Below are 25,023 nucleotides of genomic sequence, written 5' to 3'. Positions count from 1 at the left end.
AGTGTAGGGAGGCCCGGCGACACCGCCGGGACCGTTCCGCGCTCCGGCAGGATGCGGTAGACGAAGGTCCCGGAGTAGCGGAAGACCTCGCCGAGCAACCGGCGACGTGACCGGGTAGCGTCGAGGCATGTCCCGTCCTCGTGCCGTCGTCGCCGGTGCCGGCGGATTCATCGGCGAGGCTCTCGTCGCAGCCCTCACGGACGACGGGTACGACGTCGTCACCGTCGGACGCACCGCCGCCGTCCGCTGGGACGACCCCGCCGCGCTCGCGGCCGCCGTCGACGGCTCCGACCTGCTCGTGAACCTCGCCGGGAAGTCCGTCGACTGTCGCTACACCGATCGCAACCGCGACGAGATCCTGCGGTCGCGGGTGGAGACGACGCGCGCCCTGCACGCTGCGGTGGCCGCGGCATCCGCCCCGCCCCGGCTCTGGCTCAATGCGTCCACCGCGACGATCTACCGCCACGCGATGGACCGCCCGAACACCGAATCGGGCGGCGAACTCGGGCAGGGCTTCTCGGTCGACGTCGCGCGGTCGTGGGAGCGTGCGTTCTTCGCGGGAGAACTGCCGCGCACGCGCCGCGTCGCCCTGCGTCTGGCGATCGTCGTCGGCGACGGCCCCGCCTCCCGGATGCTGCTCACCCTCGCACGTACCGGACTCGGTGGGCCGCAGCACGACGGCTGGCTCCCGCCGCACCGTCGCTACCGGGGCATCGGCGACGAGCCGACGGGCGACCGGCCGCCCTGGCACCTCACCCGGGGGCGCCAGCGCTTCAGCTGGGTGCACATCGAGGACGTGCTCCGCGCCGTCCGCTTCCTCATCGAGCGGGACGACATCTCCGGCCCCGTCAACATCGCGGTGCCCGAGGCATCCGACAACCGCACCCTCATGCGCACCCTCCGCGGCGTCGTCGGGATGCCGGTGGGCCTGCCGTCGCTGCGCTGGATGCTCGAGATCGCCATGTGGGTGCTGCGGACCGAGCCCGAGCTGATCCTCAAGAGCAGATGGGTCTTCCCCGAGCGGCTCGTCGACGCCGGATTCCGGTTCGCGCACACCGACCTCCGCGCGGCGTTCGCCGAGGTCGAACGGGGCGGCCGGGTCAGGCGTTCTGGGGAACGGCGGAGACGGTCCGCGCGATCGTGAACTGCCCGATCACCCGGGTCCCGTCGTACAGCACCGCCGTCTGACCGGGCGCGACGCCGTCGAAAGGGATCTCGGGGACGACCGTGATCGACCCGTCGCGCACGCTCGCCCGAGCGGGGACCGGATCGGCGTGCGCGCGGATCTGCACGTCGCAGGCGAACACGCCGTCGGCAGGAGCACGTCCGGCCCAGCTGTGCCGCTCCCCGGAGATCTCCGCCGTCGCGAGAGCCTCCTTCGGCCCGACGACAACCGTGTTCGAGACGGGACGCACCTCGAGGACGAACCGCGGCTTGCCGTCCGCGGCGGGGACGCCGAGCTGCAGCCCCCGGCGCTGACCGACCGTGAACGCGTGCGCTCCCTCGTGCCGCCCGACGACCGATCCCTCGCGGTCCACGACGTCGCCCTGCTCGGCGCCCACCTTCTCGGCCAGCCACCCGCGGGTGTCGCCGTCGGGGATGAAGCAGATGTCGTGGCTGTCCGGCTTCTGCGCGACCGTGAGACCGCGCTCGGCGGCCTCGGCGCGGACGACGGCCTTCGACGGCGTCGTCCCGAGCGGGAAGTAGGTGTGGGCGAGCTGGTCCGCGGTGAGCACCCCGAGGACGTAGGACTGGTCCTTCGCCTCATCCGACGCGCGGTGCAGTTCGCGCCCCTCCGGGCCGTCGACGAGGGTCGCGTAGTGGCCGGTGCAGACGGCGTCGAAACCGAGCTCGAGGGCCCGTTCGAGCAGGGCCGCGAACTTGATCTTCTCGTTGCACCGCATGCACGGGTTCGGTGTGCGTCCCGCCCGGTACTCGCTGATGAAGTCGTCGATGACGTCGTCGCGGAAGCGCTCGGAGAAGTCCCACACGTAGAACGGGATGCCGAGGAGGTCGGCCGCGCGCCGGGCGTCGAGCGCGTCCTCGATCGTGCAGCAGCCCCGGCTGCCGGTGCGGAGGGTGCCTCCGGCGCGCGAGAGCGCCAGGTGGACGCCGACGACGTCGTGACCCGCGTCCACCGCGCGCGCCGCGGCGACGGCCGAATCGACCCCACCGCTCATGGCTGCCAGTACGCGCATCGTCCCAGTCTACGAGCGCGACCCCGCACGGGCGCTGGACGCCGCCGCGCGGCGGTGCGCCTCGGGGAGTGCGGCGAGGAACGCGTCGACGTCGGCCGCCGTGGTCGTGCGCCCGAGCGTGACCCGCAGGACCGAACGGGCCTCGCGATCGGTGCGACCGAGGGCGAGGACGACGTGGCTCGGTTCGGCGACACCCGCTTGGCATGCCGATCCGGTCGACACGCGCACGCCCGCGGAGTCGAGGAGGAACAGGAGGGTCTCCCCCAGCGCGTCGGGGAAGAGGAGGTGCAGGTGGCCGGGTAGTCGCTGGTCCGGTGCGCCGAGCAGTACGACCTCCGGGGCGATGTCGTGCACACCGATCAGGAGCCGGTCGGACAGCGGACGCAGGCGTTCCGCCTCGGCGGCGCGCTCCGCCGCCGTGAGCTCGAGGGCCACGGCCAGGGCGGCGGCACCGGCGACATCCGGTGTGCCCGAGCGGAGGCCACGCTGCTGCCCCCCGCCGTGAAGGACCGCGCCCATGCGGGCGTGACGCGACACGACGAGCGCCCCCGTCCCGACCGGCGCACCCACCTTGTGGCCTGCGACGCTCAGCGCGACGAGTCCGCCGCGACCGGCCCCCGGTCCCCGCAGCGCGGCGAAGTCGAGCGACAGATGGGCGATGGCCCCGACGGCGTCGAGGTGGAGGGGCACGTCTGCCGCCGCCGCCGATGCCGCCAGGGCGGCGACATCCGACACGCTCCCGACCTCGTTGTTGGCCACGAGCGCCGTCGCCAGGGCGGCGCCCGGGAGTGCCGCATCGAAGGCCGCGACATCGATCGCCGCGCTCTCGTCGAGCGGCACGGGTCGTACCTCCGCCCCCTGGGCGGAAGCGAGCCACGACACCGTCTCGAGGGTCGCGTGGTGCTCACCGTCGGGCAGGACGACCGCCGACCGGTCCGGGTCGCGCGCCCACCACGTCCCCTGGAGGGCGAGGTTCACCGACTCCGTGCCCCCCGAGGTCAGCACCACTTCGATGGGGTCGCACCCCAGCACCGCCGCGATCCGCTCACGGGCGTCCTCGAGCAGCCTCCGCGCCGCCTGGCCGGCGCCGTGCACGGACGACGCGTTGCCGGTGACCTCCGACGCGGCGAGCCACGCATCACGCGCCTCCGGTCGCAGCGGAGTGGATGCCGCGTGGTCGAGATAGACCGCCATGACCCTCCGCCTGCCGCTGACCTTCATCGCCTGCTCACTACTGTAGGACGCATGACCTTCGCTCCGGCCGGCCCGACGACCGCGGCGTCCCACACCCCCGTCCCGGGGATGCTGTCGGACGTCTACGACCGGCTCGGGGTACGCCTGCACGACGGGGGCGGGACGCTGCGGGTGTGGTCGGAGCACGCCACCGGCGTCGAGCTCGTGGTCTTCGACGACGACGACCCGGACTGGATCGTCGACACCGTCCCGCTGGCCCCCGTGGGCGGCGGCGTGTGGGAGGCGACGACGTCCGCGCTGCGGGTCGGCGTCACCTACAGCGTGCGGGTCGACGGACCGCACGGCCCCGGGATGACCTTCAACCCGGCGACGCTGCTGATCGATCCCTACGCGCGGGGGTTGGCGTCCCCCGGCATCCACTCCTGGCGGTCCGTCGTCGTCGACGACTGCTTCGACTGGGGCGGCGTCGCGAAGCCGATGACGCCGCTCGATCGCACCGTCGTCTACGAAGCGCACGTCAAGGGCCTCACGAAACGGCATCCCGGTGTGCCGGCGGCGTTGCACGGCACCTACGCCGGGATGGCGCATCCGGCCATGATCGAGCACTACCGGAGCCTCGGGGTGACCGCGATCGAGCTGCTCCCGGTCCACGCCTTCGCGAGCGAGCCCCGCCTCCTGCAGCTGGGGTTGACCAACTACTGGGGCTACAACTCGGTCGGCTTCTTCGCGCCGCACGCCCCGTATGCGACGGCCGCCGCCCAGGCCGAAGGCGCCACCGCGGTGCTTCGCGAGGTGAAGGGGATGGTGAAGCTGCTGCACGCGGCCGGCATCGAGGTGATCCTCGACGTCGTCTTCAACCACACCTCCGAGCAGGGACTCGGCGAGCCCCGCTCGAGCTTCCGCGGGATCGACAACCGGTCGTACTACCGGCAGGCCGACGACGGCACCTACATCGACGTGACCGGATGCGGGAACTCCCTGAACACGTCGACGGATGCCGCGTCCCGCCTCGTCCTCGATTCGCTGCGTTACTGGGCGAACGAGGTGCAGATCGACGGGTTCCGCTTCGACCTCGCCCCCGTCCTGGGGCGCGATGCCTCCCACGCCTTCACCCCGGAGCACCCGCTCCTGCAGGCGATCGTCCAGGACCCCGCGCTGGCGGGCGTCAAGATGATCGCCGAACCCTGGGACGTCGGCATCGGCGGCTGGCAGACGGGGGCGTTCGGCGCCGGCTGGAGCGAATGGAACGACCGCTACCGCGATCGGGTCCGCAACTTCTGGCTGAGCGACATCGACTACTCCCGCCGCGCCGCTGTCACGCCGGTGGGGATCGGCGGGTTCGCGACCCGGCTCGCCGGATCGGCCAACACGTTCAGCGCCGAGCGCGGTCCGCTGGCGAGCGTCAACTTCGTCACCGCGCACGACGGGTTCACCCTCCACGACCTCGTCTCCTACGACTCCAAGCGCAACGAGGCCAACGGCGAGCACGGGCGGGACGGGGCGGACACGAACCGTTCCTTCAACCACGGCTTCGAGGGGCCGACCGACGATCCGACCGTCCTCGCGGCCCGCCGGCGCGCGATGCGCAACCTGCTGGGCACGCTCCTGCTCTCGGCGGGCGTTCCGATGATCACCGCGGGCGACGAGATCGGGCGCACGCAGCACGGCAACAACAACGCGTACTGCCACGACTCCGCGCTGACCTGGTACGACTGGAGCCGCGAACCCTGGCAGGACGACCTGCGCGCCCACGTCGAGCTGCTCACCCGCATCCGCCGGGAGAACCCGGCCCTGCGACCCGTCCGGTTCGCCCATGCCGAGATGACCGTTCCGGGCGCGTCCGTCATCGACTGGTATGACGAGCAGGGGAACACGATGTCGGTCGAGCAGTGGACGGATCCCTCGCACCGCACGCTGCAGTACGACGCCAGCTCCACACCCGAGAGCGAAGCGCCCAACCGCACGCTCCTGGTGGTCCACGGCCGCGAGAGCGACGTCGAGATCATCCTCCCGGCGCTGGAGGGTGTGACGCGCTTCGCCCCCCTGTGGTCGAGCGTCGACGAGCGTCCGCGCTCGGATGCCGCCCCGCTCGCCCCCGGCGACGCGTTCACCGCGACCGGTCCGTCAATGTACCTGTTCCGGGCCGAGTGATCCAGGCCGTTTCGCGCCTTCCTCGGCACCGGTAGGTTCGGATCGTGGCCACACAGATCTCCCCCGCTTCCGTCCGCAGCTCCGCTGAGATCCCGGTCCGACCGGTGAAGGCGACCAGGAAGGATGCCGGCATCCGCAACGGCCGCATCCCGATCGCCTCCCATCGTCCCAGCGTCCCGGGCGGCCGGTTCGCGCCGACCGCGTTCGTCGGCGAGGCGGTGCCGTTCACGGTCGCCGCCTTCCGCGAAGGACACGACCGCATCGGCGTGCACCTGCGGCTGACGGCGCCCTCGGGCGCGGTCACGCTCCACCGGCTCCAGCCCCTCGACGACGGCTTCGACAATTGGCGCGTCGTCGTGGCACCCCTCGAGCAGGGCACCTGGAAGTTCCGTTTCGAGACGTTCGCCGACGACTACGCGACCTGGCGTCATGCCGCGGAGCTGAAGATCGCCGCGGGTGTGGACCCGATCCTCATGCGGGAGATCGGCGCGCGGCTGTTCGAGCGCGCCGCTGCGGAGAAGACCCGTCCCGTCGAGGAGCGCACCGCCCTCACCTCCGCGGCGCGCGCCCTCCGCGATGACGCCGTGGACGACGAGGCGGCCCTCATCGTCGTGCACGACCCGGGGCTCGCCCGGGCGTTCGCCGACCGCCCGGCCCTCTCGCTCCACACCCTCCACGAGGAGAACACGCTCCTCGTCGAGCGCGAGCGAGCCGGCGTGGGCGCCTGGTACGAGTTCTTCCCGCGCTCCGAGGGGGCGGTCCGCCTGCCGGACGGCACCGTCCGCAGCGGCACCTTCCGCACGGCGGCCGAACGCCTCCCCGCCGTGGCCGCGATGGGCTTCGACGTGGTCTACCTCCCGCCCATCCACCCGATCGGCGAGGTGAACCGCAAGGGCCCCAACAACACCCTGAACGCCGGTCCCGGGGATCCGGGATCGCCGTGGGCCATCGGCTCGGCGGACGGCGGACACGATGCGGTCCACCCCGACCTCGGGACGCTCGAGGACTTCCGCGCGTTCGTGGACACCGCGAACGCCCACGGCCTGGAGATCGCCCTCGACCTCGCCCTCCAGGCCGCTCCCGACCACCCTTGGGTGACAGAGCACCCGGAGTGGTTCACGACGCTGCCGGACGGTTCGATCGCCTTCGCCGAGAACCCGCCGAAGAAGTACCAGGACATCTACCCGGTCAACTTCGACAACGACCCGGTCGGCATCCGCGCCGAGGTGCTGCGCATCGTCCAGCACTGGATCCGGCAAGGGGTGAAGATCTTCCGCGTCGACAACCCCCACACCAAGCCGCTGCAGTTCTGGGAGTGGCTCATCCGCACCGTCAACGCCGAGCACCCCGACGTCGTCTTCCTGGCCGAGGCGTTCACCCGTCCCATGCCGATGCGGGCGCTCGCACAGAGCGGCTTCCAGCAGAGCTACTCGTACTTCACGTGGCGCAACACCAAGACCGAGCTGGAGGAGTTCTTCGCCTCGATCTCGGACGAGACGGCGGATTTCATGCGCCCGAACCTCTTCGTCAACACCCCCGACATCCTCACCGAGTACCTGCAGTTCGGCGGTCGCCCCGCCTACCGGATCCGCGCCGCTCTCGCGGCCACCGCGGGGGCCAGCTACGGCGTCTACGCGGGTTACGAGCTCTACGAGAACGTCGCCCGCCCGGGGTCCGAGGAGAACATCGACAACGAGAAGTACGAGTACAAGTTCCGCGACTGGGCGGGCGCCGAGGCCGCGGGCGACTCCCTCGCCCCGTACCTGCGGCGGCTGAACGAGATCCGCCGGGCGCATCCCGCGCTCCGGCAGCTGCGCGGTCTGCACCTGCAGGGGACGGACGACGACGCGATCCTCGCCTACGTGAAGCACCTGCCCGCGGCGGTGGCCGAGCGCGGCGAATCCGACACGATCATCGTCGTCGTGAACGTCGACCCGCACTCGGCGCGCGAGACGACGGTGCACGTCGATTCGCAGATCTGGGGACTCCCCCGCGGCCACGACTACGAGGTCGAGGACCTCCTCACCGGCGCGCGCTGGACGTGGAACGAGCACAACTACGTCCGACTCGACGCTTTCGCCGAACCCGTCCACATCCTCCACGTGAAGGCACACTCATGACCCGTCCCGATGATTCGATCCTGGATGCCGTCGGTGCCGGCGCCTACCACGCCCCCCACGACGTGCTGGGCCCGCACCCCGAGGGCGACGAATGGGTGATCCGGGCGCGGCGTCCCTTCGCGCAGACCGTGACCGCCGTGCTGGCCGACGGCTCCCGCGTCGAGCTCGAGCACATCCGTCAAGGGGTCTGGGAGGGCGTCACGGAGACGCAGCCGACCGCCTACGATCTCGTCGCGACGTACGAGGGCGCTCCCGACTACCGCGTGGACGACCCGTACCGGCATCTGCCGTCGCTCGGCGAGATGGACCTGCACCTCATCCGCGAGGGGCGCCACGAGCAGCTGTGGACCGTCCTCGGGGCCCACGTCCGCCACTACGGCCCCGTCAGCGGCGTCTCCTTCGCGGTGTGGGCGCCCAACGCCCGGGCCGTCCGCGTCGTCGGCGATCTGAACGGGTGGGACGGCACCCAGCACGCCATGCGCTCGCTCGGATCGAGTGGCGTCTGGGAACTGTTCGTCCCGGGTATCGGCGCGGGCTCGGCCTACAAGTTCGAGATCCTCACCGCCGCGAACCACTGGGTGATGAAGGCCGACCCGATGGCCCGGGCCGCCGAGGTCCCGCCCGCGACGGCATCCGTCGTCACGGAGAGCGAGTACACCTGGTCGGACGACGAGTGGATCGCCGCACGGTCGTCCGGCTCCGTGCACGACAAGCCGATGTCCACCTACGAACTCCATCTCGGCTCGTGGCGGCCCGGTCTCAGCTACCGCGACGCCGCCGACGAGCTCGTGGACTATGTGGGGGCGCAGGGCTTCACCCACGTCGAGTTCCTCCCACTCGCCGAGCACCCCTTCGGGGGCTCCTGGGGCTATCAGGTGACGGGCTACTACGCCCCGACGAGCCGCTTCGGCAGCCCCGACGACCTCCGCTATCTCATCGACCGGCTGCACCAGGCGGGCATCGGCGTCATCATGGACTGGGTGCCCGGGCACTTCCCGAAGGACGAGTTCGCGCTCGCGCGCTTCGACGGAGCCCCGCTCTACGAGCACCCGGATCCCCGGCGCGGCGAGCACCGCGACTGGGGCACGTACATCTTCGACTACGGGCGCAACGAGGTGCGTAACTTCCTCGTCGCGAACGCGCTCTACTGGTTCGAGGAGTTCCACGTCGACGGCCTGCGTGTCGACGCCGTCGCCTCGATGCTCTACCTGGACTACTCCCGCGAGGAAGGGCAGTGGGAGCCGAACATCCACGGCGGCCGCGAGAACCTCGAGGCGATCCGCTTCTTGCAGGAGGTCAACGCCACCGCCTACAAGCGCTACCCGGGCATCGCGATGATCGCGGAGGAGTCGACGAGCTTCCCCGGTGTGACGGCTCCGACCAGCCAGGGCGGTCTCGGCTTCGGCTTCAAGTGGAACATGGGCTGGATGAACGACTCGCTCGTGTACATCGGCCGCGATCCGCTCTACCGCTCGCACCACGAGGGCGAGCTCTCGTTCTCGTTCGTCTACGCGTTCAGCGAGAACTTCGTGCTCCCCATCAGCCACGACGAGGTCGTGCACGGCAAGGGGTCGCTGTTCACCCGGATGCCGGGCGACCACTGGCAGCAGCTCGCCAACATGCGAGCCTTCCTGGCGTACATGTGGGGGCACCCGGGCAAGCAGCTCCTGTTCATGGGGCAGGAGTTCGGGCAGATGTCCGAATGGTCCGAGGGGCGCGGCCTGGACTGGTGGATGCTGGATCAGCCGGCGCACCAGCAGTTGCAGCACTTCGTCGCCGCCCTCAACCGCACCTACCGGGACGAAGCGCCGCTGTGGTCGCGCGACACCGACGGGTCCGCTTTCTCCCGCGTCTGGCCGCACACCCCCGACGGCAACATCCTCGGGTTCGCCCGCCGCGACCACGACGGCGGCACGGTGGTCGTGCTGTGCAATTTCGCCGGCTCCCCCCGCCACGACGTGCGGATCACCCTGCCCGAGGCCGGGGCGTGGGCCGAGATCCTCAACAGCGACGCGCAGGAGTTCGGCGGGTCCGGGGTCGGCAACTTCGGCGGCGTGACGACGGATGCCGACGGCACCGCGACCGTCGTCCTGCCGCCGCTCGGCGTCCTCTGGCTCCGTCACCAGGCGTGAGAGAAAGGGGGTCCGGGCTGATGCCCGGACCCCCTTTCCTCTGTCAGAAGAGCAGACTCGCGAGTCGTCCCCGCGCTCGGATGACCCGAGGGTCTGCGTCGCCCACGACGCCGAAGAGTTCGAGCAGACGTGCCCGCACGGGCGCGCGCTCGTCCGTCGGCAGAGCGGCGAACAGATCCAGCAGTCGCGCGAACGCGTCGTCGACGTGCCCGCCGGCGAGATCGAGATCGGCGACGGCGAACTGCGCCTCGACGTCGTGCGGAGCGGCAGCGGCAGCGGCGCGCGCCGCGGCGAGGTCCAGGTTCTGCACACGGCCGAGCAGATGCACCTGCGCGAGGCCGGCTTTCGCGTCCTCGTCGCGGGGGTTCTCGGCGAGAGCCTGTTCGTACGCTGCCGCGGCGGCCTGGTAGTCACCGGACTCGATGGCGTCGAAGGCCGCCTGATGGAGCGGCGGCAAGGCGGCCGGGCGGTCCTCGGCATCCGTCTCAGCGCCTTCGACGGGCACCGTCCCGGTCACCCCGTGCTGCGCGGCGAGCTGCAGCAGTTGCGTGAAGACCTCGCGCACCTGCGCCTCGGGCACGGCCCCCGTGAAGAGCTGGACGGGCTGACCGGCGACGAGGGCGACCACGAGCGGGATCGACTGCGCACGGAAGCTCTGCGCGAGCTGCGGGTTCGCGTCGACGTCCACCTTCGCGAGCACGAGCCTGCCGCCGAGCTCGGTCACGAGCTTCTCGAGCACGGGGCTCAGCTGCTTGCAGGGGCCGCACCAGTCGGCCCAGAGGTCGACGACGACGGGGACGGTCCGCGACAGCTCGAGGACCTGACCGAAGTCGGCATCCGTCACGTCGAAGATGAGGCGGGATGCCGGGGCTCCGCCGCCGGCGGGCGCGGCGGCCTCGGGCTGTCCCGCGGGCCGGTTGCGAAGGGACGAGAGATCGACGGCGCCGCGGAGGACGGCGCCGGGTGCGGGGGTGCTCACTCTTTTTCAACCACCTTGGCGTCGAGGACGTTGGAACGGGAGGCCAGCAGCTGGATCTTGTCGTTCGAACCCTGCGCGGGCACGAAGAAGTACAGCTGATCGGTGTAACGGGTCTGGAAGCCGGTGCTCGACTGCGAGACGCCCGAGAGCGCCTTCACCACGACGTTCTCGCCGAGTTTGATCACGGCGTCGTCATCGGTCGGGACGGCGGTCTCGTTCTCCGTGACGGTGACGGCCACGATCGCACCGCTGTCGAGTGTGACGAGGGAGAGCGGCTCGGAATCGCCGGGCTCGGCCAGGAACGAGACCCGGCCGGTCTCCTCACCGGTCTCGTTGAACTTCTTGAGGACCGCAGCGCGGTTCTCGGCGACGAGGGAGCGGAACGTGTCGGTCTTCTCGTCGAACAGGGCGGCGAACTCGCTCTTGTCGCCCTTGTCGAGGACGTCCGCGTACGCGGCGGCCAGGTTCTCGGGCGGCATGAGGAGGAACGGTGAGTTGGGCTCCACGGCCACGGCGCCGACGTACTCCGCGGCGAGGTTCATCGTGGCATCGGCGCGGAGACTCGAGATGTAGGCGACCTTGTAGTCGGCCCACGGGTCGCTCTGCGTCGCCGTCATGACGGTGGCGACGCCGTCCGCGTCCTCGACCACCGCCATGAACATCCGCGGCCAGTCGTTCTTCGCCTGCGGCAGCAGGGCGGTCATCGTGCCGGCCGGGATGGCGGGCAGCGGGTCGGCATCGGGGAGCTCGGTGCGGAGTCGGTAGTTCGTCTCACGCTCGGTGAGGGCGGGCCCCGTGAGCCGCAGTGCCGCGGCCTTCGGGTCCTTCGCCTCGTCGGCGGCGGTGACCTGCTCGGAGATCCGGCCGAGGATGCGCTCGGCCTGCGTCTTCGTCACGGCGGGCGCTCCCTGGCCCTCGGGCACGATGACGGATGCCGAGGGCGATGGCGTCGCCTCGGGCTGCAGGTCCGGCCAGGCGTCGGGCGAGCAGCCGGTGAGCGCGATCCCGCCGACGAGGAGGGCGGAGAGCGCGACGAACGGGCGCCGTCCGCGGCCGAGTCGCTTCCGCGCGGGAGCCGCCGTGATGACGCCCTTCTCCGCCTCCTCCACCGAGAGGTCGATGGGTTGCGTCGCAGTGGTCGGCAGACCCTTGCGACGCGGGCCCCGGGACCGCCGGACGTGACGCAGAGCGAGGATGTACAGGACGAGGCCCACGACGGCCATCAGGATGCCGCCGGCCAGCAGCGGTCCCGCCCACGGCGTGGTCGCGCCGGTCGGCCAGGTGACGCTCAGATCGGACGGAGCCGCCGCGGTGCCGTCCGAGGCGACCAGGACGCTCATGTCCGCGGGGAGGCGGAGTGTGGTGGCGAGAGACCCGTCCTGCTCGAACTCGTCCAGCCAGAGGTCCGACCCAGCGGGCGCCGCGGTCGGCGCATCGCCCTCGACGGGGGCCGACGCGGCGACGGTCTCGGAGACGGGCAGGTCCTCGGCGCCGAGGGTCACGTGGACGTACTCGGTGGGAGCCAGCCACGCCGCGATGTCCTGCGTCCGACCGTAGGCGGCGAAGACCGGGCCGTCACCGGCGATGCGGAGGGTCTGCGCGCCCGGGCGGCTGGCGAGGACCGCACCGTCGATGAGGACGTAGGGGGCGTCGGCATCCGTCGTGAGGGTCGCCGTCTCGGTCGCCGGTGCCTCGAGGATCGTGCGCTGGGCCACTCCGGCGCCGATCATCAGCGTGGCAAGGACGAAGGCGATGATCGCCCACACGAATCTCACGAACTGCCGCCCTCCTCCAGCCGGCATCCGGGGTGCACGGCCGATCATTCGACATTCCAGCCTAGCGAACGGTGCTGGCAAACGCGTGGGAGGGCGTCGCTCCCGCGTCGGGGCGCATCGGCGAACTAGGGTGAGGGAAGACCTGGGAGAGGGCACCGTGAAGATCCAGCATCCGTTCCGCACCGCGCTGATCGCCACCCTCGGCGTGGGCGTCGGCGTCCTCATCCTCACCGGGGTGCAGACCCTGTCAACCGTCCTGCTCTACATCGGGACGGCCCTCTTCCTCGCCCTGGGACTCGACCCCGTCGTGTCGTTCTTCGAACGCCGCGGACTCCCCCGCTGGGGCGCGCTGCTGGCGACCTTCGCGGGCCTCCTCGCCATCGCGACGGCGCTCGTGCTCATCGTGGTCCCGGTCCTCGTCGACCAGATCGCCAAGCTCGTCCAGCAGATCCAGACACTGGTGGAGAGCGCGGTCGATCAGGAGTGGAACCCGGTCACGGTCGCGCGGGACTGGCTCGCGCACACGTTCCCCCTGCTGCAGGTCGACATGGTGTTGGGCTACGTCAACGATTGGTGGAACGGGCTCGACTTCGCCGACATCGGAGCGGCCCTCGGCACCGGCCTGCTCTCCTTCGGTGCGGGGATCGTCGCGACGACGACGGGGACCATCATCGTCCTCATCCTGACGATCTACTTCACCGCCTCGATGCGCTCCCTCAAGCGCTCCGTCTACCAACTGGCACCGGCGTCGAAGCGCGAGCGCTTCGTCGGCCTCTCCGAGCAGATCACGGCATCCGTCGGCTACTACGTCATGGGGCAGGTCGTCCTCGGCGCGATCAACGGCATCCTGAGCGCCATCTTCCTCACCATCATCAAGGCGCCGTTCCCCGCAGTCCTGGCCGTGATCGCCTTCTTCTTCTCGTTGATCCCGCTGGTGGGGACCCTGACCGGATCCGCCATCATCGTGCTCGCCTGCCTGGGGCTCGCGTCGCCGTTGACCGCGCTGGTCGCCCTCGTCTGGTATCTCGTCTACATGCAGGTCGAGGCGTACTTCCTCTCCCCCAGGATCATGAGTCGGGCCGTCTCGGTACCCGGTGCCGTCGTCGTGATCGCCGCCCTCGCGGGTGGATCGCTCCTCGGCCTGCTGGGTGCGCTCATCGCCATCCCCGTGGCAGCGAGCGTTCTGATCATCTACCGCCAGGTGCTGATCCCCCGCCAGAACGAACTCTGATCAGGCGATCCGCCAGCACGCCGTGTGCCAGTGCCGCCTCGCGGCCAGGTCCGCGGCATCCCCGAGCACACCGTCGGCACGCCAGACGACGACGTGCGCCGTCCCGGCCGCCACGGTCCGTCCGCATCCCGGGCACACGTAGTCCTTCTGCGCCTGGACGGCGGACACCGGCTGCACCGTCCACTCGACACCGCGGCGCTGCTCCGTGCGCTTCCAGCCCGCAAGGAGACGGTCGAACGACGCGTCCGGACCGCTGGGCTTGCGCCGATTCGACCGGGGCACGGCTCAGTACCAGCCCGAGCGCTGCGACTTCCCCCAGGCGCCGCACGGGGTGCCGTAGCGACCCTGGATGTATTTCAGGCCCCACGTGATCTGGGTCGCAGGGTTCGTCTCCCAGTCGGATCCGACCGAGGACATCTTGCGGCCCGGCAGGGCCTGCGGGATGCCGTAGGCACCGCTCGAGGCGTTGTAGGCGTTCACCCGCCAGCCGGATTCCTTCTTCCAGAGCGCGACGAGGCAGGCGAACTCCGAGTCCCCCCAGCCGCGAGCGGTCACCATGTCGTACGCGATGGCCTGCGCACTGCCGGGATTCGGCGAGACGAACGGCGGCTGCCAAGAGGAGGACGACCGCTTCGACGAGGACGACCCGGTCGGGAGCGGCGGAGGCGGCGTCGGGGTGGGCTTCACGTAGACGGTGTACTCACTCGCCCGCTCGAGCTCCACGACGGGGGCGTCGCCGGCCTGATACCGCTGCGCGTCCTCGACCGCCGACGCGTAGAGCGAGAGCGGGTCGAGTTGCGCCGCTTCGGCCGGATCGGGGAACGAGACCAGCGGGACGAGCGTCGCGGCCACGAATCCGGCGGTCGCGACCACCGAGAAGACAGCCAGCACGCTGCGCCGCCGAGACCAGCGCGACGGCGGAGCCGCGCGCCCGGACCGCCGGACGGTCTGCGTCGCGACGCCGGCGCGCGATGGGAGGATCTCGTTGCCGGAAGTCACAGTCTCCCGATCATATCGGCGACGCACGGCACCCGCCACGCATCAACCGACGGACTGCATGACGTCGACGACGGCGTCGAGGACGGCGTCGACCTGCGCCTCGTCGTAACCGCGGAGCTGCATGCGGAAGGCGACCGAACGGACCTGTTCGATCGTCAGCCCCTCCCCGGATTCGAGGTAGCGCGCGATCCGACCCGCGACGAGATCCACCTCGTCGACCCGGTACCCGAAACGGAGCGGGGAAACCCGACGGAAGCGGTGTCGCGGCTTCCGAGAGAGGCGGTCGAGGATCTCCTGCGCCAGCGCACGGGACGCCCCCACCCAGGCGCGGGCGCCCCGCTGATTCATCGCCGTCACGCGCTCCCGCTGCGCGAAGGCATCCTCGATGCGGGCGAGGGCCGCGTCGACCGCGTCGATCGCATACCCCTCGCTCACCAGCGGGAACGCGGCGGCGCGGACGTCGGCGGAGGTGAGGTCGGTGTCGTCGGCCTCGAAAGCGGCGCGCGCGGAGGCGAGGAACTCGTCGACCGCGCGGGGGGCGTAGCCCTTGCGACGCCCCGAGGTCTTCGGGAAGGCGGCGGGAGAGGTGAGCTCGGTCATGACAGTCCGCTCAGGGGGCTCAGGAGGATGTACAGGGCGAGACCCGGCACGAGCGACGGCAGGATCGAGTCGAGGCGATCGAGCACTCCGCCGTGACCGGGCAGGAAGGAGCTCATGTCCTTGATGCCGAGGTCCCGCTTGATGAGTGATTCGCCGAGATCGCCGATCGTCGCCGACACGAGGATCGCGACCCCGAGGACCGCACCCGCCCACAGCGGCAGCTGCAGCATCAGCACGGCGAGCAGTCCGCCGGCGACCAGACTCGCGACGACGGCACCCGCGAAGCCCTCCCACGTCTTGTTGGGGCTGATCCGCGGGGCCATGGGATGCCGCCCGAAAGCGACCCCGCTCGCATAGGCCCCCGTGTCGACCGAGACCGCGATGACGAGGACGGCCAGCAACCACAGCTCACCGTGCTCCTGGCGCAGGATCACGAGCGCCAGGCTGCCGTGGAAGACGACGTACAGCTGGACGAGGGCGCCCGCGAGGACGTCGGTGACGACGTCACCGTAGCGACGACCGTCGCCGGCGGCCATCTGCGCGATGAGGCGCCACACGATCACGAGGACGACGGCGGCGAACAGGACGAACCACTGCGTGAGGTAGCCGACGAAGGCGGCCCCCAGCACCAGCGCGCCGGCGGTCAGCTGCGCGGGGACGTCGATCCGCCGGCCCGATGCTTGCAAGGCCCGCGAGAACTCGAACGCCCCGAGGAGGCACAGCGGCACCGCGAACGCGATGAACGCCCACTTCCAGAAGAGGAGCGATCCCAGCACGATCGCGCCGATGCCGAGGCCGATGAGGGTCGCCATGATCAGGTTGCGACCCGATCGCGCGTTGATGCGCTCGTTGGCCTCTTCGAACTCGACCCGGGCGCGCTCGATCTGACTCTCGAACTCGCTGCGCGCCGCGCGGACGTGCGACTGGAACGAGGACGGGTCGCCCGTCGCCCGACCGGCCCGCTTCAGCTCGGATCTGCTCGGCGGCGTCTCCGGTCCGACCGCGCTCCCCGGTGCGTCTTCGGACATGGCGCTCTCAGACCTCGAGGAGTTCTGCCTCTTTGCGCTTCAACGCCTCGTCGATGAGCTCGACGTGCGTCTTGGTCACCGCGTCGAGCTCCTTCTCGGCCCGAGCGAGGTCGTCGTCGCTCACCTCGCCCTTCAGGGCGTCGAGCTCGTCCTTGGACTTGCGGCGGATGCCGCGCACGTGGACCTTCGCGTCCTCCGCCTTGCTCTTGACGAGCTTGACGTACTCCTTGCGGCGGTCCGCGGTGAGCTCGGGCATCGTCACGCGCACGATGTTGCCGTCGTTCGTCGGGTTCGCCCCGAGGTTCGGCATGTCGCGGATCGCCTGTTCGATCGCCTTCAGCGCGGACTTGTCGTACGGCGTGATCACGAGGGTGCGCGCCTCGGGGGCGTTGAGCGACGCGAGCTGCGCGAGCGGCGTCGGCGTGCCGTAGTACTCGACCTGGACCTTCTGGAAGAGCTGGGGGTTCGCCCGTCCGGTGCGGACGGTCGCGAAGTCCTCCTTGGCGGCCTCCACGGCGCGGTCCATGCGGGTCTTCGTGTCGGCCAGGATGTCGGCGATCACGGTCTCTCCATTCGTCGGTACGTCCGGTTAAGTCTAGTCGGCAGCGTCCCCCGCCTCAGACGCTGACGAGCGTGCCGATCGATTCGCCGAGGAGGGCGCGGGTCACGTTGCCGCCGGGCTCCATGCCGAACACGCGCATGTCCATGCCGTTGTCCATGCAGAGGCTGAACGCGGTCGAGTCGACGACCTTCAGCCCGCGCTGCAGTGCGTCACGGTAGGTGATCGTGTCGAGCTTCTCGGCCGAGGCATCCGTCCTCGGGTCGGCCGTATAGACGCCGTCCACGCCGTTCTTCGCCACGAGCACCTCGACGGCGCCTATCTCGAGCGCACGCTGCGCCGCGACGGTGTCGGTGGAGAAGTACGGTAGGCCGGCACCGGCGCCGAAGATGACGACGCGTCCCTTCTCGAGGTGACGCTCCGCCCGCCGCGGGATGTAGGGCTCCGCGACCTGGGTCATCGAGATGGCGGACTGGACGCGGGTCGCCGCACCCGCCTGCTCGAGGAAGTCCTGCAGGGCGAGCGCGTTCATGACGGTGCCGAGCATGCCCATGTAGTCGGCGCGCCCGCGGTCCATCCCGCGCTGGCTGAGTTCGGCGCCGCGGAAGAAGTTGCCGCCGCCGACGACGACGGCGACCTCGACCCGGTCGACCGCTGCGGCGATCTCCTGTGCGATCTGGCTGACGACATCGGGGTTGACCCCCAGCTGTCCTGCGCCGAACGCTTCGCCGGACAGTTTCAGAAGGACGCGACGGCGTCCGGTGTTCTCGTCGATCACGCGGGGATCCTCTCGTCTAGGGGGAGACTATCGAACGGCATGGAAAAGGGGTTCGCATCATCCGATGCGAACCCCTTTCTCATGTGCTTACGCGCCGACCTTGAAGCGGGCGAAGCCGGTGACCGTGATCCCGGCGTCGGCCGCGACCTTCGCGACGGACAGCTTGTTGTCCTTGGCGTAGTCCTGGTCGAGCAGGGCGACCTGCTTGAAGAACGCGTTGACGCGGCCCTCGACGATCTTCGGGAGCGCAGCCTCGGGCTTGCCCTCGTTGCGGGAGATCTCGGTGACGATCTCGCGCTCCTTCTCGACATCCGCCTCGGGCACCTCGTCGCGCGACAGGTACGTCGGGTTCGCGAACGAGATGTGCTGCGCGATCGAGCGAGCGGTCTCGGCGTCGTCACCAGAGTAGGCGACGACGACGCCGACCTGCGGGGGCAGGTCCTTGCTGGTCTTGTGCAGGTACACCTGGAAGGCGTCCCCGGACAGCGTGCGCACGCGGCGCAGCTCGACCTTCTCGCCGATGATGGCGGCCTCGTCCGAGATGAGGTCGGCGACGGTCTTGCCGCCGGCGTCGGCCGCGAGGGCCTCCTCGGCGGAGTCGGCACCGGCCGCGGCAGCGGCGTCGAGGACCTTCTCCGACAGCGCGATGAAGCGCTCGTTCTTCGCGACGAAGTCGGTCTCGGTGTTCAGCTCGATGAGCGTGACCTTGCCGTCCTGCTCCTTCGCGGCGACGAGTCCCTCGCTCGTGGAGCGGTCGGCACGCTTCGCGTTGCCCTTCGCGCCCTTGAGACGCAGGATCTCGACAGCCTTCTCGAGGTCGCCGTCGGCCTCCTCGAGCGCCTTCTTCGTGTCGACCATTCCCGTGCCGAGCTGCTCGCGCAGCGCCTTGATGTCGGCGATGGTGAAGTTTGCCATGGGTGGCGGCTCCTCAGTAGTTGGGTGGGTGTTTCCAGGCGCCTGCGCCCCGCGGATGGCGGGGCACAGGCGGGATGATCACTCGGCGGACTTCGCCTCGGCGGTCTCGTCGGCGGCGGGAGCCTCAGCGGCCTCCTCCGCGGCGGGGGCCTCGTCAGCGGGCGCCTCGGCGGCGGGGGCCTCGGTCTGCTCGGCCGGAGCGGACTCGAGCAGCTCGCGCTCCCAGTCGGCCAGCGGCTCGGCCTCGGCCGACTCGTCGGTCGGGTTGTGGCGCTGGATGAGACCCTCGGCAGCGGCGTCGGCGATGATGCGCGTCAGCAGGCTGACCGAGCGGATCGCGTCGTCGTTGCCCGGGATCGGGAACTGGAACTCGTCGGGGTCGGCGTTCGTGTCGAGGATGCCGATCACGGGGATGCCGAGCTTCTTGGCCTCGTCGATGGCGAGGTGCTCGCGCTTGGCGTCGACGACCCAGATCGCCGACGGGGTCTTCTGCAGGTTGCGGATACCCCCGAGCGACTTGTGGAGCTTGTCGAGCTCGCGCTTCTTGAGGAGGAGCTCCTTCTTCGTGAAGCCGCTCTCGGCCGGGTTCTCGAAGTCGAGCTCCTCGAGCTCCTTCATGCGCGCGAGGCGCTTGGAGACCGTCGAGAAGTTGGTGAGGAGGCCACCGAGCCACCGCTGGTTGACGAAGGGCTGTCCGACACGCGTGGCCTGCTCGGCGATGATCTCCTGCGCCTGCTTCTTGGTGCCGACGAAGAGGATCGTGCCGCCGTGGGCGACCGTCTCGCGCACGTACTCGTACGCCTTGTCGATGTACCCGAGCGACTGCTGCAGGTCGATGATGTGGATGCCGCTGCGCTCCGTGAGGATGAAGCGCTTGACCTTCGGGTTCCACCGACGGGTCTGGTGTCCGAAGTGAACGCCGCTGTCGAGCAGCTGGCGGATGGTGACGACGGCCATGGCCGTTCTCCTGTTCGTTGTGGTTGATCGCGCCGGACGATGGTCGCGGCGAGCCTGGTGCCCGGCACGCACCCGCTCCCGGAGGAGACCGTTGGGTGGGATGCCGCGATGTCGATCGACGGTGTCGGATCGAGCCGCTGTGGGCACGCGTAGTCACCCCGACGGACGGGGTGCCCCACCAGCATAGCAAGAACGAGACCTCCTCCCCCGCCGCCGCCCGCCACGATCCATCCCCCGTCGCCGAGCGGGACGCCCGTGCCGGCCACGTCGCGGAGCACCATCGGCTCATGCCCTCGATCCGCCGCGTGACCCTGGCTCTGGTGGCTGCCGCCACCCTCGTCCTGCTGACACCTCTGCGCGTCGACGCGGCCCCCGACGGCGCGCCGGCCTGGCGACTGCCGGCGGAGGGTGCCAACGTGGTCGCCCCGTTCGAAGCCCCCGCCCACGACTACGGCGCGGGCCACCGGGGAATCGACATCGGACCCGTGGCGGGTCCCGTCGTCGCACCGGCGGCGGGGGTGGTCGCCTTCGCGGGAACGGTCGTCGACCGCGGTGTCGTCACGATCGACCACGGGGGCGGGTGGGTCACGAGCGTCGAGCCGATCGCGCCCTCCGTCGCCGTGGGCGACGTGGTGGCGGCCGGGGATCCGATCGGCACCGTGTCCACGGGAGGTCACGCGCCCGCAGGGACGCTCCACGTCGGCGTCCGGCTGGACGGGGAGTACGTCAACCCGCTCCTGCTGCTCGGGCGGGTGCCGAGAGCGATCCTGCTGCCGTGTTGCTGACCTGGAGGTCCGGGTGTCTCAGGCCCGGGGGTGGGCCAGTCGATACGCGGCTGTGAGCCGTTCGGTCGAGACGTGCGTGTAGATCTGCGTCGTGCCGAGACTCGCGTGTCCGAGCATCTCCTGGACGGCCCGGAGGTCCGCGCCCCCGTCGAGCAGGTGCGTCGCCGCCGAGTGCCGCAGGGCGTGGGGACCGACGGCATCCGCGCCGATCACGGGGCCGAGCGTGCGACGGACGACCTCGTAGGCCGTGCGGACACCGAGACGGCCGCCGCGGGCTCCGAGGAACAACGCGGTGGTCCCGGGGTCGGTCAGAAGAGCGGGTCGCCCGCGGACCAACCACGCATCGACGGCTCGGGCGGCTGGAGCGCCGTAGGGGACCACTCGCTCCTTTCCGCCTTTGCCGAGGACGCGGACGGTCGCCGCTGCGCGGTCGAGCGACCCGAGGTCGAGCCCGCAGGCCTCCGACACGCGGAGGGCTGCGCCGTAGAGGAGCTCCAGCAGTGCCGTATCCCGCAGCGCGACGGGGTCTCCTGTCCCGTCGGCGCCGACGCGCTGCGCTTCCAGCACGGTGTCGAGCTCCGCCGCGGCGGCGACGGTCGGTAGCGTGCGACCGCGCTTGGGCGTCACGAGGCGGAGCGTCGGGTCGTCTTCCCGCATCCGCTCGGCGGACAGCCAACCGAAGAACCCGCGCAGCGAGGCGGTGCGCCGCGCGAGGCTCGCGCGGGAGATGCCGCGCTGCGTGGCGGACCAGAGCCACTCGCGCAGGTCCTCGACGTCGAGGTCGGCGACCGCCGGGTCGTCCGCGAAGGCCGCGAGGTCGGCGAGGTCGGCCCGGTAGGCGCGGACCGTGGCCGGCGACAGCCGCCGCACCCTGGCCAGATGCTCCGTGTAAAGCTCGACCGCCTCCGACATCCGCATCCTCCCAGGATGCCTCGCCCTTCGCCCTTCCGGCGCGAGGCGTGCGGGGAAGCCCCTGCCCGACGGATGGTCACCGCGGCGCCGGGGCGCGGCGCCACCCCTCCGGTCCGCGCTGCGCGCGGCCGTCGAGCTCGAGCAGCGCCAGCAGGCCCCTGGCCTCGCCGGGGGAGAATCCGGCGCGACGGGCGACGTCGTCCGGGGTCCGCGGGCTGCGCGCGCTCAGGGCGTCCAGGATCCTCGTCGCATCATCGACCCGTTCGGCGGACGCGTCGACCCGGGGGCTGTTGAGTCCGAGGAGCTCGCGGGCCTCGTCGGCGGAGGTCACGCACCGCGCGTCGTACTCGCGGAGCAGTCGATGGCACCCCGCCGATGCGGCGCTCGTCACAGGTCCCGGGACGGCGCCCAGGGGTCTCCCGAGCGCGGCGGCATGCCCCGCGGTGTTGAGCGAGCCGCTGCGCCACCCCGCTTCGATGACGACCGTCGCTCCCGACAACGCCGCGATCAGCCTGTTCCGCTGGAGGAAGCGCCATTTCGTCGGCGCGGTCCCACAGGGCACCTCGGCGACCACGACACCCGGACCCGCCGCGATCCGCGCGAGGAGGTCCGCATGGCCCGACGGATAGGCGCGGTCGACACCGCCGGCGAGGACGGCCACCGTCACACCGCCGGCGGCGAGCGAAGCACGGTGGGCCATGCCGTCGATCCCGTAGGCCCCGCCGGAGACGACGCGGACGCCCGCGCGCACCAGATGCGTGGCGAACTCCCCCGTCATGTGCTCCCCGTACCCGGTGGCGGCCCGCGCACCGACGAGGGCCAGAGCCGGACGCGCACCGCCCAACGCGGTGGTGTCACCGCGTGCCCACAGGGCGCGCGGAGCGTGGACGCCGAGATCGTCGACCTCCCGTGGCCACCCGTGACCGCCGGGGACCAGGAGCTGGGCGCCCACCCGGCGTGCGCGATCGAACGCATCCTCGACGGAGTCCCGCCGCGCATGCCACCGCCGTCTTCCCGCCTCGAGCTCCGCCGAGGTCGGCCCGCCGCTCCCCCACGCGACGTGGAGCGCAGCGACCGCGCCGAGTTCCGCGATGAGGGATCCCGCGACGCCGTCACCGGGTTCCGTCAGGCACGACCAGACGGCGCAGGCGTGATGGTGGGCGACGGCATCCTCGTCCGCGAGGACGTCTTCCGGCACGAGACCGGCCAATCGCTCGCGCTGCCGAGCGAGGCTCACGGTCAGCACGACGATGCCCCGCGCTTCAGGAACAGGGCTCCGCCGATGTCGGCCGCGTCCGGGCGCTCTCTGCCGGCGAGGTCCGCCAGGGTCCACGCGACGCGCAGCACGCGGTCGTACCCGCGCAGCGTCAGCGATCCCCGGTGCAGGGCGTCGTCGAGCGGCCTGGTGGACTCGGGCGCGGGGCGCAGAGGTCCAGATCTCAGCCACGTGCCGTCGACCTCGCCGTTGGTCGTCCACGGTGTGCCGGCGAGCCGTCGTCGTGCGCGGTCGCGTGCCGCCCGGACGCGCTCGCGGGCGGCGGCGCTCGTGACACCGGCGCCCACCGTCTGCGTCGCCGACACCCGCTGGAGACCGAGCTCGATGTCGATGCGGTCGATCAACGGACCGGAGAGCCTGCCGAGGTAGCGGCGGATGGCCAGCGACGGGCACGAGCAGACGCCTCCGGGGATCCCGTAGTTGCCGCACGGGCAGGGGTTCGTCGCGACCACCAGCTGGAAGCGGGCCGGGAGCACGGCGCGGAATCCGACCCGGTGTATCTCGATGCGACCGGACTCGAGCGGTTGCCGGAGGGCGTCGAGCGCGTGGCCGCTGAACTCCCCGGCCTCGTCGAGGAAGAGCACTCCGCCGCTCGCCCTCGCGATCGCCCCCGGCTGGAGGATGCGGCTGCCGCCCCCGACGAGCGCGACGGCGGATGCGGTGTGGTGCGGCGCCTCGAAGGGCGGTCGCCGTCGGAGGGTGGTGACGGGCAGACCTGCGAGCGATCGGATCGATGCGACCTGCAACGCCGTCTCGTCATCCAGGTCCGGGAGGAGCCCGGGCAGCCTGCGGGCGAGCATCGTCTTGCCCGCCCCGGGCGGACCGCTCATGAGGACGTGGTGTCCGCCCGCAGCGGCGACGATGAGCGCCTCGACCGCATCGCTCTGCCCGATGACGTCCGCGAGATCGGGGACCGACTCCTCCTCCGCCGGCGCGCTCTCGGGGGCCGGCACGGGTTCGGCGACGACATCGGGGACGTCGAGGCCGTGAGCGCGGGCGACATCACGCAGGCTGACCGCGCCGCGGACCTCGATCCCGTCGACCAACTCCGCCTCGGAGAGGTTCGCGTGCGGCACGATGACGCGACGGAACCCTGCGCGAGCGGCCGCCAGGACCGCGGGCAGCACGCCGGAGACCGGGCGCAGACGACCGTCGAGCCCGAGCTCCCCCAGGTGGACGGTCTCGGCCAGCGACTGCCGGTCGAGAGGCGCCTCCGTCGCCACCGCGGCGATCGCGACGGCGACGTCCAGCGCGGATCCGCGCTTCGGGAGGTTCGCCGGCGACAGATTGACCGTCACGTGTCGCCGCGGCAGCGGGAGGTCGCTGTTCGCGCACGCGTTGTGCACGCGCTGCTGCGCCTCCCCGATCGCCTTGTCTGCCAATCCGATGATGGAGAAGCCCGGCACCTGGTTCGACAGATCGGCCTCCACCTCGACGATGTCGCCGACCAGCCCGGTGAGGACGACCGACCACGTGCGCCCCAGGCTCATCGCAGGTCCTCGAGGTGCTCCACCACGGCCGACTCCGGGTCGGGTCCCGTGATGCCGATGACATCGAGTCGCAGTCGGCGTCCCCGGGCCGCCTCGGGGTGTGCCACGATCCACGCAGCGGCAAGCCGCCACAGGCGATCCCGCTTGCGGGCGTCGACGGCGGCGAACGGATGCCCGAACCACTCCCCTCGGCGGGTCTTCACCTCGACGACCACGAGATCGGCCCCGTGCGCCGCGACGATGTCGATCTCCCCGCCGTGGGTACGCCAGTTCCGGTCGAGGATCCGATACCCGCCGGCACGCAGATGCCGCTCGGCGCGCTCCTCACCGGCCCGTCCGAGGTCGTCTTTCGCTGCCATGCGACCAGCGTGGCCCGCGCGTCCCGGCGAACGGCGTCGTCGACCCGCCCCGGTGGACGAACGCGGAGGGACGACTCCTGGGGAGGAGGCTCAGCCGTCGAGCGAGAGCTCCTCCGGCAGCTGGAAGTCGCGCCGCTGGAGTTCCTCGACGTTCACGTCCTTGAAGGTGAGCACCCGCACGGACTTCACGAACCGGTCGGCGCGGTAGATGTCCCACACCCACACGTCGTTCATCGAGATCTCGAAGTAGAAGTCGTGCTCGGTGTCGCGGCGGACGACGTTGACCTCGTTGGCGAGGTAGAACCGGCGCTCGGTCTCGATCACGTACTGGAACTGACCGACGACGTCGCGGTACTCCTTGTACAGGGCCAGCTCGAGTTCGCGGTCGTAGTCCTCGAAGACTTCGTCATCCATGGTGACTCCATCCTAGGCGGGCGGCGAACGGCCCCGGACCTAGATGTACTGACCGGAGACGTTGGTCAATCGTGAGAAGGGCGGCTGGTTCCCGCAGGCCGTGTGGGGCCGGTGATGGTTGTAGTAGTGCAGCCATCCGTCGAGTTCGCCGCGGCGCTCCGTCTCGGAGGT

General features: G+C 71.0%; 24 protein-coding genes. 6 read left to right on the top strand and 18 right to left on the bottom strand.

What is annotated here, in order from left to right:
• The first annotated feature begins 127 nt into the window (after nucleotides 1-127).
• A complete protein-coding gene (locus NH287_RS02915; RefSeq protein WP_253034414.1) occupies nucleotides 128-1,144 on the top strand; it encodes an epimerase in 1,017 nt (338 codons plus the stop codon).
• Here NH287_RS02915 and mnmA read toward each other — a convergent pair.
• Together mnmA and NH287_RS02905 are read right to left on the bottom strand one after the other, a co-directional pair.
• Nucleotides 1,101-2,198 (bottom strand): tRNA 2-thiouridine(34) synthase MnmA, encoded by a 1,098-nt coding sequence (mnmA, locus tag NH287_RS02910; RefSeq protein ID WP_253034413.1) that lies wholly within the window; start codon nucleotides 2,196-2,198, stop codon nucleotides 1,101-1,103. The two genes, NH287_RS02915 and mnmA, sit on opposite strands and share 44 nt — an antisense overlap.
• Before the next feature lie 9 nt (nucleotides 2,199-2,207).
• Nucleotides 2,208-3,392 (bottom strand): cysteine desulfurase family protein, encoded by a 1,185-nt coding sequence (locus tag NH287_RS02905; protein WP_253034412.1) that lies wholly within the window; start codon nucleotides 3,390-3,392, stop codon nucleotides 2,208-2,210.
• Between the two features lie 51 nt (nucleotides 3,393-3,443).
• Between NH287_RS02905 and glgX the strand changes: the two genes are divergently transcribed.
• From glgX to glgB, 3 genes are read left to right on the top strand one after another with little or no spacing between them, the layout of a single operon-like run.
• The gene (gene glgX / locus NH287_RS02900) at nucleotides 3,444-5,543 is read left to right on the top strand and encodes a glycogen debranching protein GlgX (RefSeq protein WP_253034411.1); all 2,100 of its coding nucleotides are present in this window, start codon (nucleotides 3,444-3,446) and stop codon (nucleotides 5,541-5,543) included.
• A 44-nt stretch (nucleotides 5,544-5,587) separates the two neighbouring features.
• Nucleotides 5,588-7,663 (top strand): alpha-1,4-glucan--maltose-1-phosphate maltosyltransferase, encoded by a 2,076-nt coding sequence (locus tag NH287_RS02895; protein ID WP_253034410.1) that lies wholly within the window; start codon nucleotides 5,588-5,590, stop codon nucleotides 7,661-7,663.
• Nucleotides 7,660-9,795 carry a 1,4-alpha-glucan branching protein GlgB gene (glgB, locus tag NH287_RS02890; protein ID WP_253034409.1) on the top strand — a complete coding sequence of 712 codons (2,136 nt, stop codon included), beginning with the start codon at nucleotides 7,660-7,662 and terminating at the stop codon, nucleotides 9,793-9,795. The genes NH287_RS02895 and glgB overlap by 4 nt, the downstream gene beginning before the upstream one ends.
• Nucleotides 9,796-9,838: 43 nt before the next feature.
• Here glgB and NH287_RS02885 read toward each other — a convergent pair whose 3' ends face one another.
• Nucleotides 9,839-10,774: a tetratricopeptide repeat protein gene (locus NH287_RS02885; RefSeq protein ID WP_253034408.1), complete on the bottom strand. Its 936-nt coding sequence runs from the start codon at nucleotides 10,772-10,774 to the stop codon at nucleotides 9,839-9,841.
• Nucleotides 10,771-12,549, bottom strand: coding sequence for a glycosyl transferase (locus NH287_RS02880; protein ID WP_253034407.1), 1,779 nt, complete (start codon nucleotides 12,547-12,549; stop codon nucleotides 10,771-10,773). Before NH287_RS02880 ends, NH287_RS02885 begins: the two co-directional genes overlap by 4 nt.
• Nucleotides 12,550-12,706: 157 nt before the next feature.
• On the opposite strand from NH287_RS02880, the gene NH287_RS02875 reads away from it, so the two are divergent.
• Nucleotides 12,707-13,780 carry an AI-2E family transporter gene (locus tag NH287_RS02875; RefSeq protein ID WP_217532096.1) on the top strand — a complete coding sequence of 358 codons (1,074 nt, stop codon included), beginning with the start codon at nucleotides 12,707-12,709 and terminating at the stop codon, nucleotides 13,778-13,780.
• Here NH287_RS02875 and NH287_RS02870 read toward each other — a convergent pair whose 3' ends face one another.
• The 8 genes from NH287_RS02870 to rpsB all read right to left on the bottom strand — a co-directional run bounded on the left by NH287_RS02870 (nucleotide 13,781) and on the right by rpsB (nucleotide 19,616).
• On the bottom strand, nucleotides 13,781-14,062 hold the full coding sequence (locus tag NH287_RS02870; protein ID WP_217532004.1) for a hypothetical protein: 282 nt from the start codon (nucleotides 14,060-14,062) through the stop codon (nucleotides 13,781-13,783).
• Nucleotides 14,063-14,065: 3 nt separating this feature from the next.
• A complete protein-coding gene (locus NH287_RS02865; protein WP_253034406.1) occupies nucleotides 14,066-14,779 on the bottom strand; it encodes a lytic transglycosylase domain-containing protein in 714 nt (237 codons plus the stop codon).
• Between the two features lie 42 nt (nucleotides 14,780-14,821).
• On the bottom strand, nucleotides 14,822-15,379 hold the full coding sequence (locus NH287_RS02860; RefSeq protein ID WP_253034405.1) for a DivIVA domain-containing protein: 558 nt from the start codon (nucleotides 15,377-15,379) through the stop codon (nucleotides 14,822-14,824).
• The gene (locus NH287_RS02855) at nucleotides 15,376-16,407 is read right to left on the bottom strand and encodes a phosphatidate cytidylyltransferase (protein ID WP_253034404.1); all 1,032 of its coding nucleotides are present in this window, start codon (nucleotides 16,405-16,407) and stop codon (nucleotides 15,376-15,378) included. The genes NH287_RS02860 and NH287_RS02855 overlap by 4 nt, the downstream gene beginning before the upstream one ends.
• A 7-nt stretch (nucleotides 16,408-16,414) precedes the next feature.
• On the bottom strand, nucleotides 16,415-16,969 hold the full coding sequence (gene frr, locus NH287_RS02850; RefSeq protein WP_217532011.1) for a ribosome recycling factor: 555 nt from the start codon (nucleotides 16,967-16,969) through the stop codon (nucleotides 16,415-16,417).
• A gap of 55 nt (nucleotides 16,970-17,024) precedes the next feature.
• Entirely contained in the window at nucleotides 17,025-17,744 is a 720-nt protein-coding gene (gene pyrH, locus NH287_RS02845; protein ID WP_064001971.1) for a UMP kinase, read from the bottom strand.
• A gap of 87 nt (nucleotides 17,745-17,831) precedes the next feature.
• Entirely contained in the window at nucleotides 17,832-18,659 is an 828-nt protein-coding gene (tsf, locus tag NH287_RS02840; RefSeq protein ID WP_064001970.1) for a translation elongation factor Ts, read from the bottom strand.
• Between the two features lie 78 nt (nucleotides 18,660-18,737).
• Complete coding sequence (gene rpsB / locus NH287_RS02835) at nucleotides 18,738-19,616, bottom strand: 30S ribosomal protein S2 (RefSeq protein ID WP_253034403.1); 879 nt, start codon at nucleotides 19,614-19,616, stop codon at nucleotides 18,738-18,740.
• 287 nt (nucleotides 19,617-19,903) lie between these two features.
• Between rpsB and NH287_RS02830 the strand changes: the two genes are divergently transcribed.
• Entirely contained in the window at nucleotides 19,904-20,401 is a 498-nt protein-coding gene (locus NH287_RS02830; RefSeq protein ID WP_253034402.1) for a murein hydrolase activator EnvC, read from the top strand.
• Between the two features lie 18 nt (nucleotides 20,402-20,419).
• Here NH287_RS02830 and NH287_RS02825 read toward each other — a convergent pair whose 3' ends face one another.
• From NH287_RS02825 to NH287_RS02800, 6 genes are all read right to left on the bottom strand, one after another.
• Nucleotides 20,420-21,319: a tyrosine recombinase XerC gene (locus NH287_RS02825; RefSeq protein WP_253034401.1), complete on the bottom strand. Its 900-nt coding sequence runs from the start codon at nucleotides 21,317-21,319 to the stop codon at nucleotides 20,420-20,422.
• A 70-nt stretch (nucleotides 21,320-21,389) separates the two neighbouring features.
• A complete protein-coding gene (gene dprA, locus NH287_RS02820) occupies nucleotides 21,390-22,559 on the bottom strand; it encodes a DNA-processing protein DprA (RefSeq protein ID WP_253034400.1) in 1,170 nt (389 codons plus the stop codon).
• The gene (locus tag NH287_RS02815) at nucleotides 22,553-24,079 is read right to left on the bottom strand and encodes a YifB family Mg chelatase-like AAA ATPase (RefSeq protein ID WP_253034399.1); all 1,527 of its coding nucleotides are present in this window, start codon (nucleotides 24,077-24,079) and stop codon (nucleotides 22,553-22,555) included. The genes dprA and NH287_RS02815 overlap by 7 nt, the downstream gene beginning before the upstream one ends.
• A complete protein-coding gene (locus tag NH287_RS02810; RefSeq protein ID WP_064001965.1) occupies nucleotides 24,076-24,438 on the bottom strand; it encodes a YraN family protein in 363 nt (120 codons plus the stop codon). The genes NH287_RS02815 and NH287_RS02810 overlap by 4 nt, the downstream gene beginning before the upstream one ends.
• 90 nt (nucleotides 24,439-24,528) lie before the next feature.
• Nucleotides 24,529-24,852 carry a DUF2469 family protein gene (locus NH287_RS02805; protein WP_036309185.1) on the bottom strand — a complete coding sequence of 108 codons (324 nt, stop codon included), beginning with the start codon at nucleotides 24,850-24,852 and terminating at the stop codon, nucleotides 24,529-24,531.
• 39 nt (nucleotides 24,853-24,891) lie between these two features.
• A partial coding sequence (locus NH287_RS02800) for an integrase core domain-containing protein (protein ID WP_253034455.1) occupies nucleotides 24,892-25,023 on the bottom strand: 132 nt, incomplete at its 5' end.

This window comes from Microbacterium sp. CnD16-F, assembly GCF_024124465.1.
Taxonomy (GTDB): Bacteria; Actinomycetota; Actinomycetes; order Actinomycetales; family Microbacteriaceae; genus Microbacterium; species Microbacterium gawkjiense.
This window is presented reverse-complemented; position numbering and strand designations above follow the sequence as displayed.